Origin of the sequence: Pusillimonas sp. T2 (assembly GCF_002236805.1) — a bacterium.
Lineage (GTDB): Bacteria > Pseudomonadota > Gammaproteobacteria > Burkholderiales > Burkholderiaceae_B > Neopusillimonas.
On the sequence record NZ_NIQA01000006.1, the window covers coordinates 57,761 to 76,690 of the forward strand.

Sequence of the window (18,930 nt, forward strand, 5' to 3'; positions counted from 1 at the left end):
ATGGCTGAACTTACTACTTCCCAAGCCGACGCCGTTGTACGCGCGGCCGAACTGCTTAACAGTTTTTTAAACGGCACACCACCAGACGGCATTAGCAGTCAGGCCGACGCGCTCAATGCAGCGCAGGCCATTTTGACCGCTGCCGGCCTGCCGGCCGACCAGGCGCAGCAAACCCTGCAGCAGTTCAATAGTTTGATCAGCCAAAACGCATTCAACCCGGCGGCGGCGCTCAATGTGGCACAGTCATTGGCCGCCGGCGGTGTATTCGGCAATCTGCCAGGCAACACCAGCCAACCGGGCCTGGGGCAAGCCAACCAGTTCAACGCCGACACCACAGTGGCGGCCTCTGGAACGGGTGACAGCACCTCGGGAAACACCGGGCCAACCCCAAGCGTCAGCGATATTTTCAGTGGGCCGATCAGCCCCATTACGACCGTGGGTACCGGCTCGAATGCCTCGATCCCTGGCTTTGCCAACCCATTTAACAGCACCATCCGCCCCGAAATTACAGGGCTGTCGCTCAATAACCGCCCGTCGTTTACCCACCAGGCACCGGCGCCCGAACGCACGGCGCTTACCGGCGACAGCACTGGCGCGGGCTCTCTGCCGCCAGGCACGCCTGTCGAACTGGCCTCACTGACCGCCGACGGCGCTTCGGGGCTGCTGTCAGGCAACACATCGGGCATTGGCAACGGCCTGGGCAACCTGGGCACCGGCGGCGTAGGCGGCGGCAATATTGGCGTTTTCAATAACTTCATCAATAACGCCAACCTTATTCCAGCATTCACACCAACCCCGCCAGCGCCTCCAGCCAACAATACACCGCCCACGGCCACCGTCAATATCAGCGCCGTACAAAGCAGTGTCCTCGAAGGGCCTACCGGCGCTACCACCACGCTGTTGTTCACCGTCAGCCGATCTGTTGCCGTGCGCGACGGGCAGGTTAGTTGGGCCGTGAGCGGCGTGTCGGCCGACTACTTTGGCGGCAGCCTGCCTGGCGGGGTCGTACAGTTTTCTGCCGGGCAGTTAACAGCCACGGTGCAAGTGACGCTTAACGGTAACTACCAAATCAACGGCGACCAGACGCTGGGGGTCACTCTCAGCAACCCATCCACCAATCACGTCCTGGGCACGGCGCAAGCCCAAACGCGCATTATCGACGACGACGGTACCGTCAGCATCAGCCCGTCTGCATCCGCCGTACTCGAAGGCGATGCGGGGCAAACTCGCGATGTCACCTTTACCATCACGCGCAGCACCCCGCATGGCACGGGCAGCGTCAACTGGGCCGCCAGCGGCCTCGATGCTGCCGATTTCGGCGGCACCGTGCCCTCGGGCACCGTCACGTTTGCCAATGGCGAACAAAGTAAAACCATTACCATCAGCATTGCCGGTGACCGCACCGTCGAACCCGACGAGACACTTACCGTTACGCTCAGCAACCCCAGCGCCAGCCTGACGCTGGGGCAGGCCAGCGCCAACACAATCATTACCAACGACGACGGCTGGGTCTCGGTACAAAGCCAGCAAGCGGCTGTACTTGAAGGCGATACCGGCAGTGTCAAGACGCTTAAATTTACGGTTACCCGCAGCAACGACAGCGGCGAGAGCACCGTCGACTGGGCAGTGAGCGGTATTAATGCGGCCGACCTGGTCGATGGCAGCGCACTGAGTGGCACGCTGTCGTTCCCTGCCGGCACCGACACGCAAGACATTGTTTTGCAGTTGCGGGGCGACCGCGACATCGAGCCCGACGAAACCGCCACCGTGACGCTGACCAATGCGCAAGGCAATATGCGCATCGACACCGCCACCGCTAGCACCGTCATTACCAACGACGACTTCGGCGTTAGCCTAAGCGGCGTCACCACCGATGTCATCGAGGGCGCTACCGGTACGACCACCAACGTCACGTTTACCGTCACGCGCTCGGCCGAGATGATGGGCGAATCGGGCGTCGACTGGCGTTTTGTACGCGTAGGCACCCACGCCGCCGACGCCAGCGATTTTGCCAATGGCCAAAACGGCTTGTCGTTGTCCGACGGCATGCCCAGCGGCCGGGTATTTTTTAACGACGGCGAATACACAAAGACCATTACCGTTCAAGTACAAGGCGACAATATCGCCGAAAGCGACGAAACCTTTGGCATTGTGTTGTTCAATGCCACAAACAGCGCACAAATCATTAATGGCGAAGCCTACGGCACGATTCGCACCGACGAATCGGTCTACAGCATCCAGGCTGTCACCGCCTCTACTGCCGAAGGCAACGGCGCCGATGGCATTCAAGAGTTCATCATCAGCCGCACTGGCAATACCAGTGCAGCCAGCAGCATTGACTTTGTCATTGAAGGCCAGGGCGAATTGCCCGCCGACGCCGCCGACTTTGCCAGTGGCCAGTTGCTCAACGGCACCGTTAGCTTTGCGGCAGGCGAGTCCAGTAAAACCGTGCAAGTCCGCTTGAACGGAGACACCACCATCGAAGGCTCGGAAACCTGGTCGATGCGCCTGGTGCCCGGTAGCGCCAACGCGCAGGTCGATGTCGGCATTGCGGTCGTCGCTATCAATAACGACGACCAGGCTGTCAGCATCACCGCCACCAGCGCCGTCGTTCGCGAAGGCAACGGTACGGGGACACCGCTTGTTTTTACGCTCACCCGAACCGGCGAATTATCGATTCCGGCAACGGTTGAATGGCAGGTGGCCGGCCGTACCGGACGCCCGGTCGACGCCGCCGACTTCGGCGGCACGCTGCCGTCCGGCGTCGTGCAGTTTGCAGCCGGGCAAGCCACAGCCACCATCACGTTCAGCCCTACCCCAGACAGCACCTACGAATTCGATGAAGGGCTTCAGGTTGTTATTACATCCAGCACGCCTGGCCTGACCATTACGCAAAACAGCGCCGACGGCGTGATACGCAACGACGACGTCTCGCTGACAGTCGATGCCGCAGCACTGACCGGCCCCGAAGGCGATGCCAACGCGCCAAAGTCGATCATCTTGCGCGTCGAACGCGCCGGCGACCTGGGCCACAACACGACGGTTGACTGGGCCTTGCTGTTCGAGGGCGGCAACCCGGCCAGTGCCGCCGACTTTGTCGATGGCACCGCCTTTAGCGGCTCGTTGTCGTTTGGCCCCGGCGAAACCGGTAAAGCCGTTACGCTGCAGCTGAGCCCAAACAGCCTGCTCGAAGCCGACAAAGATTTCCGCGTTGTGCTTAGCAACGCGAACGCCGGCGCACAGATCGTGTCGGCCAGCACCAGCGGGAAGATCACCAACGACGATGTCGTTTTCAACCTTGTCGACACCCCCGACGTGTTGGAAACACACGGCGCTCGCACCGTCACTTACACCGTACAGCGCACAGGCGACCTTTCCGGGGAGGACCTTATCGGCTGGAGCCTGACGCCTGGCGCCACACAAGGGGTAGACGCCACCGATTTTGTAGGCGGCGTCCTGCCCTCGGGCACGTTAGTCTTTTATGGCGGCGAAGATACCGCTTACATCACCTTCACTATCGCCGGCGACTCAAACTTCGAGCCCGATGAAAACTTTGTCATTACCCTGGGCGCCCCCAACAACGGCGCAACCGTTTCAAATGGTTCGGTTACCGGGCAAATTCTGAACGACGACAGCGTGTTCTCGGTTGTGGCCAACGCAAACACTGTGGTCGAGGGCAATGGCACCGACACGCCCGTCAGCTTCACCATTACGCGGTCCGGTTACCGGGGCGGCGAAAGCGACGTCCATTGGCGTATTGTGGGTACCGGCGAGAACCCCGTAAACGGCGAAGACTTTGCCGGCGGCGCCTTGCCTGGCGGTGTTGTAACGTTTGCCGAGAACGAAGGCAGCCAGACCGTTACCGTCAATGTCCGCGCCGACACCCTCATGGAAAACAACGAGACCTTGCGTCTCGAACTGTACGACCCATCGACAGGCTCGACCATTGGCACAGGCACGGCCGACGTCGTTGTGCAAAACGACGATACCGGTTTGCTCATTGCGCTGACCAGCAGCAATTTGGCAGAAGGCGACAGTGGCGAGCTCGTTCACCAATTTACGGTGACCCGAACCGGCGTACGTACCGGCACCACCACTGTCGACTGGACGCTGTATGCGCAAAGCCTGGGCCTGGATGCCGATGACTTCGTTGCGGGCCAGAACGGCCTGAATAATGCCAGCGGCTTGCCCTCGGGCACGATCACCTTCGCACCCGACGAGACCAGCAAAGTCATCGAAGTGCGCACAAAGGGCGATACCAGCATCGAAAACACCGAGGCGTTCTACATTGCATTAGGCAACGCCAGCAATAGTGCCGACATTCAGGTGGGTACGGTCAACGGCAGCATTGTGGCCGATGACATTGGCTTTGCGGTTACCGCCGAACAGACCAGCGTGACCGAAGGCGATGCAAACACCACGCAAGTGTTGCGCTTTACCATAACCCGCAGCGGCGACACCAACAGCGCCGCGACCATTCGCTGGGCAGCCACAGGCTTGCAGCCCGACGACTTTATCGACGGCACCCCTTTGACCAGCGACCTGGTGTTTAGCAGCGGCGAAACCACCAAAACGCTTGAGTTCACGCTAAAAGGCGACGTCACGGTCGAAGACACCGAAACCCTGACCGTTACCCTGACCAACCCCGACAGCAACCCGGCAAAGGCACAGACCCACATCACCCAGGCCACGGCAACCACCACGGTCACCAACGACGACACCGGGTTGTCATTAGGCACGACGCCGGTCAGTCAGAATGAGGGGCACACCGGCACCACCAGCTACACCTTCACCATTACCCGAACCGGCGAATTGACCGCCGGCAGCATCGACTGGCAGGTTAGCTTGCCCGGCAGCGGTGCTGCTGCCTCGTTGGCAGACTTCGCCACCGGTCAAGACGCGCTGGGCAACAACAACGGCCTGCCTTCGGGCTCGGTTACGTTTGCCGAAAACCAAACCACTGCCGTCATCACAGTGCAAGTCGCCGGAGACGGCTCCATCGAGCTGGACGAAGTATTTACCGTCAATCTGATCAACGCGCCGGCCAACACCCAACTGGTGCACGGCTCAGTCAACGGCGTCATTTTGAATGATGACCTGGGCTTTTCGATTGCCGCGCTTGACGCCGTCAAGGCTGAAGGGCAGTCAGGGTTAACCGCGTTTACGTTTACGGTGACAAGGGCGGGTAATCTTGAATCAGCCGCCACGGTTGACTGGAGCATCCCGGTTGGCGAGGACTTGGCCGGCGACTTTGACGCAATATCGGGCACGGTAAGTTTTGGCGAAGATGTGGCCAGCCAGACCGTAACGGTTTACGTCAACGGCGACACGGTGGTTGAAAACGACGAAACCTTTAACGTTGTGCTGTCGAACGGGCAGCTTGCGGGCGGTACCCCCGTCGCCATTATCGACAGCACGGCCCAAGGCACCATTAAAAACGACGACCAGAGCTTTGCCGTGTCGGCCCCGGCCACGCTGGCCGAGGGTAATTCGGGCAGCCAAACCCTGACGTTTACCGTTACCCGTAGCGGCGACACCAGCGCCCCCGCAACCGTGGCTTACCAGGTCACCGGCGGCGCCGGCCTTGACATGGACGACGTGATAAACGGCCTGCCCGCAAGCACGCTATCGTTCGCAGCAGGTCAGACCGAACAAACCGTGACGGTCACTGTCAAGAGCGACACGGTTGTCGAAGACAATGAAACCATCACGCTGACGCTAAGCAACCCCAGCGCCGGCATCATCGCCGAGGGTGCGGGTAGTGCCACCACCACCATTACCAACGACGACACCAACTACGCCATTTCAGCCCCCGTAGCCGCATTCGAAGGTACGACCGGAGCATATACCGAATTTACCTTTACCGTCACACGCAGCGGGGTCACAACGGCATCCAGCACGGTGAATTGGGCAGTAGATACCAGTGTGGGCAGCAGCCTATCGAACGGCGATTTTTACATCACCCAGCCGGGCGGCGTTACGCTGGTTGGCGGCATCCCCCAGGGTACAGTCAGCTTCGGCGCCGGCGAAGAGAGCAAAACCATTGTCGTGCGCGTGAATGGCGACACCACTATCGAAAGCGCCGAAAACCTGCGCATCAACCTGTCCGGCCCCAGCATCGGTACCATCGAAGCCGGCCAGGGCAGTGCCACCACGCAAGTACTGAACGACGACGCCATCTTCAGCATTGCCGCCGACGTCGCCTCCACCGCCGAAGGCAACATTGGCAGCAAAGAAGTCACATTTACCGTTACCCGCAGCGGCTACACCGGCGACGCACGCTCTCTGACCTGGACCTTTACCGGCAGCGGCGGTATCGACGCCTCTGACCTTAGCGACGGGCAGGCCACGACCGGCACCGTCAACTTTGCAGCAGGCGACTCGACCGCCCAAATTACCATTTGGCTCAAGGGCGACTCTAACGTCGAGACCGACGGCAACATCACGGTCACGCTGTCAAACCCACCGGCCAACAGCACCATAAGCACGGCCAGCGCCAGCACCACCATTACCAACGACGACGCCACGTTCAGTATTGCGGCGCAATCGGCTTCAGTTGGTGAGGGCAACGCAGGCTATATCCCCGTCACTTTTACGATTAACCGAGCCGACTTCACCTCGCAAACCAACACCGTCCAATGGCGCGTCGACACCACGGTTTCAGATGCGGTCAATGCCGCTGATTTTTATGGCGTACAGCCATCGGGGGTGCAGCTCAATAACGGCATCCCGTATGGCTCGCTGACATTTTCCCCTATCGAAAACAGTAAAACAGTCACCCTGTGGGTGGCCAGCGACAGCGCCCTTGAAGTCAACGAAAACCTGCGTGTTGTCATTGAAAACCCATCGGCAGGGTCTGAACTAGGCACCGCCAGCGCAACCACCCAAATTACCAACGACGACGCCGAACTGAACATCACGGCGGGGACAGCATCGGTTGCAGAGGGCGATGGCGGGCATGGCACTGGCGCCGCGTTTACCTACACAATCACGCGCACGGGCAATCTAAACCAAGCCTCGACGGTGAACTGGACGGTCGTACATGGCAACACTTCTTCCGCAGATTTTACAAACGGAACCAACGGCTACGGCAACACGAATGGAACGGTGACATTCGCACCCGGCCAGCACGAACAAACCTTCACCGTTTACGCCTACGGCGACACAGGCATTGGTAGCGTTGAAAACAACGAAAACTTCTCGGTGGTACTGAGTAACGCCAGTGCGGGCACGTCTATTGGCAGCACGGGCAGCTACAACAGCACCATCAACAACGACGACACCGAAGTCCTGATCAACTGGACGCAAGCCCGACAAGCTGAAAAAATTGAGGGTGAGTCGACCACTTACGAAATTACGCTGACCCGCACCGGCGACACAAACAAAATTTCCACCGTCAACTGGAACGTTTCAGGCCTGGGGTCAGTGTGGGACGATAGTACATGGGATACAGCCGCCAACGCCTCCGATTTTGGCGGGGTTTTCCCGTCCGGCACCGTGCAGTTTGCCTCGGGCCAAACCTCAACAACCATAACCATCACAGTCCCTGGCGACAACATCGTCGAAGGTGACGAGTGGTTCCGCGTGAATTTCACGAATGCCGGCGGCATTGACTACCTGAAAACCACCAATAACGGTACGTCTGGCACCGACCAATGGTTTAGCAGTACTGACACCGGCACCCTTACGCTTATTGGCGAAATCAAACGTGACGAAGCCATTTTCGACATCACAGACGTCCCCACCACCGGGCGCTCCAGATTCGAAGGAGACACCATCGCCGACGGCGGCTCGGGCGAGTACGTTGAACATACCTTTGCCGTTTACCGCACCATTTCAACAGCGGGTGAGGCCTGGGCCGAATGGAAACTATCTAACGGGGCAGTAGGCTACAGGGCCACCGATAGCAACGACTTCGTTGACGGGCAAGATGCCTTGAATACCAACGGCGGCTTACCCTCGGGGCGCCTGCTCTTTGGTGATGGCGAAACGGTCAAATATATTACCGTGAAGACCCGCACCGATGACGTCGGGGAGTGGGACGAGGCTTTCCGCGTGTACCTGTCGGCCGTTAGCGCCGGCAGCAGCATCGCTGAATATGACGGTAGCAATTACAGTCTCAATAATTACGTCGTTATTCAAAACGACGACACCCGTTTCGATGCATCGTCGGGCCGTGTCGCCGAAGGTGAGAACCTGACGTTTACCGTAACGCGGTCGGGCGACACGCGTGGCAGCGACTCGGTCGACTGGCAGATTGTGCTGCCCGGCGAAGAGACCGGCAACGAAAGCAATAACGTTACCAGCACTTGGTACAAGCTAGACGTGGCCGACCTGGACATGGACTGGATACAAGCCCACAACCCGGACGCCAACCTGGTTTGGAACGCAGAAACCCGCACACTAAGCGGCACGTTCACGTTCTTGAATGGCGAAAGCAACAAAACCCTGACGCTTAAAACCATTGACGACAACCTGACCGAAACCTGGCGTGAAGACGTTACCCTGACACTAAGCAACCCGCAAAACCTGGTTGACGACCCGAACATCGACCTGGAAACAGTGACTATTGGCGCTGGCAGCGCCGTCGGAGGCGTTACCGATAACGAACCCGACCCCATTGTTTCGGTAGAAGCCAGCACACCAACTATTTTTGAAGGCTCTAGCGGTACCAAGACATTTACCTATACGCTGACGCGCACCGATGTTGATGGCAACGGTACTGTCGACTACCCCACAACCGTCGTTTGGGAAATCAGTGGCAGCCTGATCAATTGGAGCGGAACAGGCGGCCCTCACATTGCGAGCGTCACCGGCACCGGTGTTACCAGCAACATTGTTAACAGCAGCACAACGAGGGGCACGGCTTACTTTGCCGCAGGCGAATTCAGCAAAACCATCACCGTCACATTAAACTCGGACTTGGTGGTCGAGTCAGACACCAACATTACTTTCCGGGTATTGCCAGCAAACGAAGGTTACTCATACGACGGGGACAACACGCAGAGCGGCTATGGCCCGGGCAACGCAGACCCTGACACCGCAGACAACACCGCCACCGTCGTTCTGCGCAATGACGACATTCGCCTCGCGATCGGCTCGTATTACTCAACAGTACCCCACAGTGGGGACCCAATCTCGGTTTACGAAGGCAAACCACTTACCTTCACGATTGCGCGCTACGGACGTCTCGACAACGAGATCACACTAACCTACAGCCTGATCAACGGCTCCACTTCGGGCGCTGATTTTTCGGGTACGACAGGTACCATTACACTGGCCGCCAACCAAAGCTCAACGACTGTTTCACTGACAGACCTGCTGCTTAAAGACGGTATTACCGAAAACACTGAAAACTTCACCATCGAACTGAAGGTGCCCTCTTATACCGACGGCTCTACGGTACGTTTCAACCAAGATCCAAACACAGCGAGCGGCGATGAGACTGTTAATATTGCTGCACAAATAAAAGACACAGACACCAGCTACACGTTAACGCCATCACTGGTCAGCCAAAACGAAAGTGGTCAAGGACAGTCGGCAACGTACGCTGTCACGGTAGCTCGCACGGGGTACGCCGACAGGGCTACGGTGTATTGGCGCGTTGAAGGGACCGGAGCAAACCCGGCCGACGCCAATGATTTCCCGAGTGGCGTCTTCCCCAGCGGCACTATCTATTTTGCGGCGGGCGACAACTCCGAAACCCTGACGTTCAACCTACAAGGCGATGGCTGCGTCGAACAAAATGAAAATTTCCGCGTCGTCTTGTATAAGGAATATCTCTACGGCCCTGGCGAAACGCGCGACATCAGCGTCAACAGCGCCACACTTACCGCCGTTAACGACGACACCGGCATCAGCATTGCGGACGCGACCATCACTGAAACCGACGGCAACCAAACACTGAGCTTCGAGGTGATCCGGTCGGGCGTGACCACCGGTACATCGACCATGAACTGGACGTTGCTCAACGGCACCACCGACGTGAACGACTTCGTTGGCGCAACGAGCGGCACGCTGTCATTCGGTGCCAACGAGACGAAAAAAACCATTTCCATCACCGTTGCCGGTGACGTAACACCCGAGCAACTGGAAACGTTCCAAATTCATTTAGACAATTTCAGCTCCGACGTCACCGACCCGATCGACACATCAGCCACGGGTACGATCAGCAACGACGACAGCAGTTTTTCGATTGCCGCCGACAACAGCAGCACCACCGAAAGCGGATCGCGTACGTTTACGATTACCCGCACGCACGACACCGTACAGTCGCAAACCATCAACTGGTCACTGGTATTCGACGGGACGGCCAACGCCAGCGATTTCACCGGGCAAACCACATCGGGCAGCGTCACCTTTGCCCCGGGCGAACTGACCAAAACCATTACCGTTACGCCCAACAACGACAACACCGCCGAAGCCGACGAAACATATTCTGTCAAGATCACACTGGGTACTGGTACGACCGGCGACATCATAACCACCGACACGGCCACGGGCGTGATTGTCAACGACGATGCGGCCTTTGCCATCAGTGCGGGCCAGAGCGACAAGGCCGAAGGCAGCGCGAACCCGACGGCGTTTACGTTTACCGTTACGCGTACCGGCGATACCAGCGGCAGCGGCAGTGTGAACTGGAAGCTGAGCTCGGCGTTGAGCGCCGTTAATGCGACCGACTTCAATAGCGTCGATGGGCAGACGCCGCTGGACGCTTTATCCAACAACAACGGCCTGCCCAGCGGGGCGGTCAGTTTCGCCGCCAACGAAACCAGCAAAACCATCACCATTTACGTCAACGGCGACAGCACCCAAGAAGCCGATGAGCCCTTCAGCATTACGCTGGAAAGCCCGTCTGGTGGGCAAATTCTGGCCGGTTCAGGCACGGCCAGCAGCACCATTGTCAACGACGATTCGACCATCAGTATTACCGCCGCCTCGGCCGACAAGGCCGAGGGCAACAGCGGCACAACACCCTTTACCTTTACGGTGACACGCAGCGGCGACCTGACCAGCGCCAAAACCGTCAACTGGGCCATTACCGGGTCGGGGCTACACGCCGCCGACGCCGACGACTTCGGCGGTTCGTTCCCCTCGGGTTCGCTTACCTTGCCGGCCGGGCAAGCCAGCGTGACCCTTACTGTTAATGTAAGCGGCGATCTGCTGGGCGAGGCCGACGAAGGCTTTACCGTTACCCTTAGCAACCCCGCCAGCGGCGTGACGATCGACCAGGCCACCGCCAGCGGCACCATTCGGGCCGACGACGTTGTCTTTAACGTGGCTGCCCCGACACAGCCGGCGCTAGACGAAGGCGGTACCGGGACGACCGAATTTGTCTTTATCGTGACACGTACCGGCAATTTAAACGGCAACCAAATCCTTAACTGGTCGGTCGCAGGTGTGGGTGACCACCCGGCCAATGCAGACGACTTTGCCGCTACAACCGGCATAGTCACCTTCACTCCCGGCCAACAAACCGCCGAAGTCCGGGTACAGGTCAAGGGCGATTACCAGGCCGAGAGCAACGAAGGCTTCCGCCTGACGCTGACCGGCCCAGACAGCGTCGTGTTTGAAACCGCCACGGCCGACGCCACCATCGTGAACGACGACGTGGCGCTGGCCATCGTCGCGACCGACACCCGGCACATTGAAGGCCATGACGGCATCGAAACCGTTTACACCTTTACCGTGACGCGCACCGGCAACCTGGCGCTGAACAGCACTGTCGACTGGGCATTTGACCCAGGTGCACTGACAAACGACGACCTTAAGGCCGGCCAGACACTTGCGGGCCAGCTGTCGTTTACCGACGGGGCCAGCAGCCAAACCATCACCATTACCGTACTGGGCGATCGCGACGTCGAGCCCGACGAAAGCTTCAGCATCAACCTGAGCAACGCTTCGACGGGCTCCCAGATTGTGACGAGCTCGGCAACAGGTACGGTCGTTAGCGACGATGTTGAATGGACATTGACACCGGCCTCGACACCGGTCGAAGGCGACAACGGCGCCACTGCTTATACCTTCACGATCACCCGCACGGGGGGCCAAGGGCCCACCAGCCTGAACTGGACGGTGTCCCCGCAAGGGGATCACCCGGCCGATGCCGACGACTTCGCGGGCGAGGCCTTCCCGTCAGGAGTGGTCAGCTTCGCCCAGGGCCAAATGACCCAAACCATTACCGTCTGGGTCTCGGGCGACAGCGTACTGGAGGCCGACCAGGGCTTTACCGTGAACATCTCGGTACCCGAAAACGCCAACGATGGCTTGCACCACACATTTGCCAACACCAGTGTTGATGCGATCATTGCCAATGACGACGACATTTTGGCCATTACGGCTACGGCCCCCGACGGGGCCGAAGGCTCGGGTACGGCAGGCGAACTGACCTTCACCGTCACGCGTACCGGCAGCCTGGCTGGCACGTCTACTGTTGACTGGCGTATTGTGCACGGCACGACCGATGCCGACGACTTTGTTGCCAATACCGGCACGGTTACGTTTGCCGATGGGGAAAGCACCAAAGTCATTACGATACGGCCCGCCGGTGATCGCACCGTCGAACTGGACGAAGACTTCACGGTCGAACTGTACAACCCGGGTGCTGGCAGTACCCTCAACCCCGACGCCACCACGGCCACAGGCACGATTCGTAACGATGATGTCGACCTGACCGTTACCGCTGTTGTGGGCAATATCGTTGAGGGTGACAACGCCGGCGCCGGCCGCCTGCATTACACCGTCACGCGTACCGGCGACCTGTCGGGCGAAACCACGGTCGACTGGGCGGTTATCGCCGGCACGGCCACCGCCACCGACTTTGCCGGCAATGTACTGCCGTCGGGTCAACTGACTTTCGCCGCCAACGAAACCGTCAAAGACATCTACATCGACCTTAACGGTGACGGCAGCTACGAAGGCAACGAAAACTTCACTCTGCAGTTATCGAACGCAACCGCCAATGCCGATGTCGTCAACAACAATGCCACCGGCACCATCACCGACGACGATGACCTGCTGAAACTGGTGGCCGTGGTTGCCGACCAACCCGAAGGCGACGTGGGCACGACCCAATTTACCTTCCGTATTGATCGTGTGGGCAGCGCCACCGGCGAAGCCAGCGTTCAGTGGAACGCCGCCGGTAGCAGCAGTCATGCCTTGTCTGCCGACGAGCTGGTCAATGCCACAGGCACCGTCACATTCGCCGATGGCGAGACTTTCAAAGAAATTACCGTCGAAGTCCGCGGCGACGTTCTGGGCGAATATGACGAAGGCTTCCAGGTCTGGCTGACCAACCCCAGCTTTGGCTCAACCATCGACACCAGCGTCAATGGCGGGCGTGTGGATGCTGTTGTACGTAACGACGACCCCGTCCTGTTCATTCGTGCCGACCACCCCAGCGGCATCGCCGAAGGCAGCGCCGGCATCAACGAAGACGGCACGCCCTACACCTTTACAGTCACCCGAAGCGGAAACACCGGCGTGACTTCCAGCGTGCGCTGGGAGGTCATCCCCACAGGCAGCGTTGCCGCCAATGCCGAAGACTTCGGGGGGTTCTACCCATCAGGGGTCGTGGCCTTCGGGGTAGGCGAAACATCGAAGACCATCACGATTTACGTCACTCAGGACGGTGACGGCGAACGCGATGAAACCTTCTCGGTGCAACTGTCCGACGCCCAAGGCGCCACCATTCTTGAAGGCCAGGCCGAAACCGTCATTCAAAACGACGACACCGGCCTGGTGATTACGCCGCTGGGCAACGTTGACAAACACGAAGGCAATGACGGCCAGACCACCGAATACACCTTCCGGGTAGAGCGTGTGGGCGATGCCAGTAGCGCCGCTTCGGTGCAATGGCGCGTTGAAGGCACGGGCACCTACCCCGCTAATGCCGGCGACTTCGTGGGTGGCGCCTACCCCGGCAGCACACTCACGTTTGCTGCGGGCGAAACCTACAAAGACATCGTGGTTCAGGTCGCCGGTGACAGCACGCTGGGCGCTGATCAAACCTTTGATGTGGTGCTGTACAACCCGGTCGACATCACCATCATTACCCCCAACGCCGGCGGCACCATACTGAATGACGACAGTCAGTTCTCGGTGGTTGCGGTTGACAGCGCACTAGACGAAGGCAGCAACGGCGTCACAACCGTATTCCGCTTCACTATTACGCGCAGCGGGGCTACCGACCTGCCCGCCGACATCAGTTGGTCGGTTGGCGGCACGGGGGCCGAGCCGGCCAATGCAGCCGATTTCGTAGGTGGCGTATTGCCCGGCGGCACGCTGTCTTTTGCCGCCAACGAAACCAGCAAAACCATCGAGATCGAGGTTTACGGCGACGACATCGGCGAAGCCAACGAACAGTTCACAGTGACGTTAAACGCCACCGCACCCGGCACCATTGTGAACCCGCTGCAAGGTACCGCGCGGGCCACCATTGTCGGCGACGATGTCGACCTGACCATTATTGCGCTGGACAGCGAGCGACCTGAAGGCCAGCCCGGCGACAACAATGCCTTAAGCTATCGCATCTTACGCGCCGGCCCCGACAACCAGGCCATCACCATCAACTACGCAATTTCGGGCGCCGTAAACGCCAGCGATTTCGGTATCCCGCTAACCGGCACCATTACGCTGGCCGCAGGCGTGTCCGAAATGCTGTTCAGCCTGCCTATCAGGGGCGATACCGAACGCGAAGGCAACGAAGCCTTTGACATTACGTTCACGCACCCGGCCCTGGCGGGCGGCAGCAGCAGCATCGGCGGCGTTATTGGCGATGACGATCTGGGGCTGGCCCTGACCGGCCCAGCCAGTGTCACCGAAGGCGCGGCAGCCACCACCCAAGTGCTGACTTACACCCTTACGCGCAACCCGTCAGACCAATCTGAAACCTTCTACTGGAAGGCGCTTTCGGGCGCCAACCAAGGGGCTGACGGCGATGACCTGGCTGGCGGGACTTTGCCGTCCGGCGTGCTGACGTTCGCACCAAACGCCACCGAACTCACGTTCAGCATTACGGTGCAAGGCGACAACTGGGTCGAAGCCAACGAGTCGCTGAACATTGTTGTCACCCGTACGGCCGACGCCACCACTGCACTGGTGTCGACCACCACAACCCTGGTTAATGACGATGTGGCCGGCAACGGCGATGATGTGTTGCGTGGCACGGCCAGTGACGACACCCTGCAAGGGCTGGGCGGTAACGATCAACTATTCGGCGGTAACGGGTCTGACACGTTGCTGGGCGGCGCGGGCAACGACGTGCTGACCGGCGGCATGGGGGCCGATGTGTTGACAGGCGGTGCAGGTGCTGACCGCTTCCACTACGAATCGCCCACCGAGGGTATGGACTCGATTCTCGACTTCGAGGCCGGGGTTGATGCCATCACCTTCAACCCAAGCAATTTCGGCGGGCTGACCTCGCTGTCGTCCATCTCTCAGGGTTACGACACCGACGTGCTCACCACGCTCAACCAACTGGCCGCCCAAGCCGATGCCGATGTTTATCGCATCAGTTTTGCACCCGGCCAGTTCCGGTTCGGCACCGGCGACAACGGTGAGCTCGACGAACTGGAAGCGGCGATTACCGGGGGCAATCACACCGGCGCAGCCTTCTTCCTGATTTCCGACGGTGATGTTACGCGACTGTATTACGACGCGGACACAGCTACTGGCGTCGATGGCAGTCAAATGGTGGCCCTGGCCGAAATGGCCAACCAGCCGACGGCGCACACCCTTCCCGAAGACACTATCCAACCACAAAGTACGTAATGCAGGAGTTTCTCAAGCGTCTTTCACGGCACCGGCAGTTACGCAACGAACTGCTGGTGTCGTCTCTATTGATCAACCTGCTTGGGCTGGCCAGTTCGCTTTACAGTATTCAGGTACTGAATCGCTATCTGGCCCTGGGTGTCGACGCCACCCTGATCAGCCTGACCCTGGGCGCACTGATTGCCGTTGTTTTCGAGCTGGTATTGCGCGGGGCACGATTAAAAATCGCGCAATGGCTGTGCGCGCGGGCCGACCGCGACTTATCCGTCGAGATTTTCGACAGTGCCGCGCGCGGGCAGTATGGCTTGCTGGATCAGCTCCCCGCCGCAGCCCGGCGCGAAATCATCGCTGGGCAATCCACTCTGCAACAAGTGTATGGCGCGCCGAATCTGGTCACCCTGCTCGACGCACCTTTTGCGTTGGTGTTTTTATGTGTGCTGGCGCTGATCAGCCCGGTGCTGGCAGTACTGGCGCTGTTGCTGATGGCCGCCGTGGCCGTGGTTTCGCTCATGGCGCAGCAACGGCTTGGCGACCCCATGCAGGCCCAAAGCAAGGCCAGCATTCAACTGGCCGGCCATCAGCATGCGCTGACCACACACGGCGAAATGGTTCGGGTGTTTTCGGCCGCAACACCGCTGGCCCAAAAATGGGACACCTTGGTCGAAGAGTTGACAGCAGTACGGGCAGAAACCAACCGCTTGCAGAACATCATGCAAAACGCCGCCTACGCCGGCACTTTGCTAATGAGCATGCTGGTCATGGGGCTGGGCGCGAAGCTGGTCATGGCCGGACACCTTGACGTGGGCACCCTGATCGGAGCCAATATTCTGGCCAGCCGCGCGTTAGCCGCGCTGACCCGCGCCCTTGGGCTGGGCGAGCAGATTGGCCGCGGCGAACGGGCGCTCAGCCTGATCCGGCAACTGTGCAGCATTCCCAAAGAACGCGCTGACGGCATGCGGCTATCGACGTACAACGGCGCAATGGCCCTTGAAGATCTTGCCTTTGCCTACCCCCGACAACCTACCCCCATATTCGAACACTTCTGGCTGAATATACCGGCCGGCCATGTCACGGTATTCAGCGGCGCCAACGGGAGCGGCAAGACGACACTGGCCCGGTTGTTCGCTGGCCTGCTCGAGCCGTCGCGCGGCCGTCTTCTGGCCGACCGCATGGACCTGCGACAAGCAGCGCCCGACTGGTGGCGCCACCAAATTGCCTACTTGCCACAAGAACCCGCCTTCTTCGACGGCACACTGCGCGAGAATCTGGTGGTATTGGCGCCCGACGCCACCGATGACGACATTCTGGCTTTGTGCCGCGAACTGGCCATTGGCCGGTTTATCGAAGCCGGCTCGGAAGGGCTGGACATGCCTGTGCGAAACGCTGGCGCGACCATTCCGGTGGGTATACGGCGCCGTCTGGCGCTGGTGCGTGCGCTGCTGGGTCAAGGGCAACTGGTCATTCTTGACGACCCTTCTGAAGGTGTAGACGCCGAGGGATGCAAAGCCCTGGCAGCCCTGCTGAACCGCCTGTCCCGCGAAGGCAGGACTCTGCTGATCATGAGTAACGAATCTTTCATTGTGTCGGCCGCACAAACCGTCGTTGACCTGGGCGCCAAGCCCACACCCAAAACGCTACGCAGCACGCTGGACGGAGAGGCGACATGACATCCAATCGCCCCGACACACCAAAACACGCCGATCTGAGCGCGGCGGCAGGCACCGACACGGTCGGTAGCAACGAAGACGCGCTTGAAACGCTCGCGCAACTGCAATCGGCCACACAGACCGGGCCCAAACCCCATCCCGTGCTTGAGCGCCTGTCGAAAAGCCGGCTAACGCAGTGGTTGGGACGCCTGTTGCTTCCCCGCAGCGACGACCCGGCTTTGCCAACCGACGAAATTGTGTCCAGTCGGATGACCATTCGATTCACGGGTCTGTTTCTGCTCGTTCTGCTGATCTGGTCTTTATTGTTCACGCTGGACATTGCCAGTCACTCGACTGGCGAGGTGATTAATGCCGGTCAAACCAAAACCGTACAGCACCTCGAGGGCGGTATTGTCCGGCGCATTCTGGTGCGCGAGGGCGAACGTGTGACGGCTAATCAGCCTCTGGCCGAAATCGAACGCGTCGCAAACGATGCCGAAATGCGAGAGCTGGAAGCCGCCATCGCCGGGCTGCAAATTCGCGCCTTGCGGCTAGAGGCACAACTGGCCGACGCCGACGACTTCGCGGTCCCCGACGACCTGACCACCCGCTTTCCGGAACAGGTCGAACTAGCGCGCGCCTTGTTCAAGGCGCAGAAGTCGCGGCTGGGCTCTTCTTCTGAAGAGCAAAAACAAAAAATAGAACAGCGCTTGGCCGAGCAGGCCGAATTGAAAAGCCGACAAGCCAGCACCGCCTCTCGACTCAAACTATTACGCGAACAGATCGGTATCAGTAACCGACTGATGCGGGAAGGGTTGGCCAACCGCTACGAACACCTTAACCTGCTGAAAGAGGAAGAGCAGGCGCGCGGAAGCCTGCTCGAAATCGAAGCGTCGCTGCGACGCGTTGAGGCCGCGCTTGGACAAGAACGTGCGGCGCTTGAAACACTGGGGTCGGGCGATACCGAGGGCTTACAGAAAGAGCTGGCCGATGTGCAGCGTCAACGCACAGAGCTGCAGGAACGTCAGCGCAAATTTACCGATAGCCAGGCGCGTTCGGTGGTGCGGGCCCCCATAGACGGGGTCGTCCTGACGCTGAATATTGTGACCCAGGGCGGCGTACTACAACCCGGAGGCACCCTGATGACGCTGGTCCCCGCCGACGAGCCCGTACTCATCGAGGCGCGTCTGCCCGTGGGCGACGTGGGCATGGTGCACGAAGGCCAGCCAGCGCGCATCCAGTTGATGTCGTCTGTGGCCCGCGGCTACACCCCCATGCAAGGCGAGGTCGTCGACATCAGTCCCGACTCGGTCATGGACGAGCAGAAAACACCTTACTATCGGGTACGCATCCGGCCGGCAGCGCTAGCGTTCGAAAACCACGCACTACGCTACCCGCTGCTGCCCGGCGTACCCGTCAGCGTGGCCATACTCACTGGGGAACGCTCGCTGTTCTCTTATCTGGCCAGCCCCTTGCTAGAGGGTATAAGCCAGGCCTTTACTGAGCCCTGACA

Annotated in this window: 3 protein-coding genes and 2 pseudogenes; all 5 read left to right on the forward strand. The window is 59.7% G+C overall.

The features are described from left to right. Positions 1-10,509, forward strand: a pseudogene (locus tag PuT2_RS10865) (Calx-beta domain-containing protein); the annotation flags it as partial. Positions 10,510-10,752: 243 nt separating this feature from the next. Beyond that, positions 10,753-14,436, forward strand: a pseudogene (locus tag PuT2_RS16215) (Calx-beta domain-containing protein); the annotation flags it as partial. Positions 14,437-14,655: 219 nt separating this feature from the next. After that, the gene (locus PuT2_RS16220; RefSeq protein ID WP_371596779.1) at positions 14,656-15,771 is read left to right on the forward strand and encodes a calcium-binding protein; all 1,116 of its coding nucleotides are present in this window, start codon (positions 14,656-14,658) and stop codon (positions 15,769-15,771) included. Further along, positions 15,771-17,438: an ATP-binding cassette domain-containing protein gene (locus PuT2_RS10870; protein WP_093971077.1), complete on the forward strand. Its 1,668-nt coding sequence runs from the start codon at positions 15,771-15,773 to the stop codon at positions 17,436-17,438. The genes PuT2_RS16220 and PuT2_RS10870 overlap by 1 nt, the downstream gene beginning before the upstream one ends. Continuing rightward, the gene (locus PuT2_RS10875) at positions 17,435-18,928 is read left to right on the forward strand and encodes an HlyD family type I secretion periplasmic adaptor subunit (protein ID WP_093971078.1); all 1,494 of its coding nucleotides are present in this window, start codon (positions 17,435-17,437) and stop codon (positions 18,926-18,928) included. The genes PuT2_RS10870 and PuT2_RS10875 overlap by 4 nt, the downstream gene beginning before the upstream one ends. Positions 18,929-18,930: the final 2 nt, after the last annotated feature.

Bases quoted from the DNA above. Each gene is read 5' to 3' on its own strand.
- PuT2_RS10870 (WP_093971077.1), top strand. From the start codon at position 15,771: ATGCAGGAGTTTCTCAAGCGTCTTTCACGGCACCGGCAGTTACGCAAC.
- PuT2_RS10875 (WP_093971078.1), top strand. From the start codon at position 17,435: ATGACATCCAATCGCCCCGACACACCAAAACACGCCGATCTGAGCGCG.
- PuT2_RS16220 (WP_371596779.1), top strand. From the start codon at position 14,656: ATGCTGTTCAGCCTGCCTATCAGGGGCGATACCGAACGCGAAGGCAAC.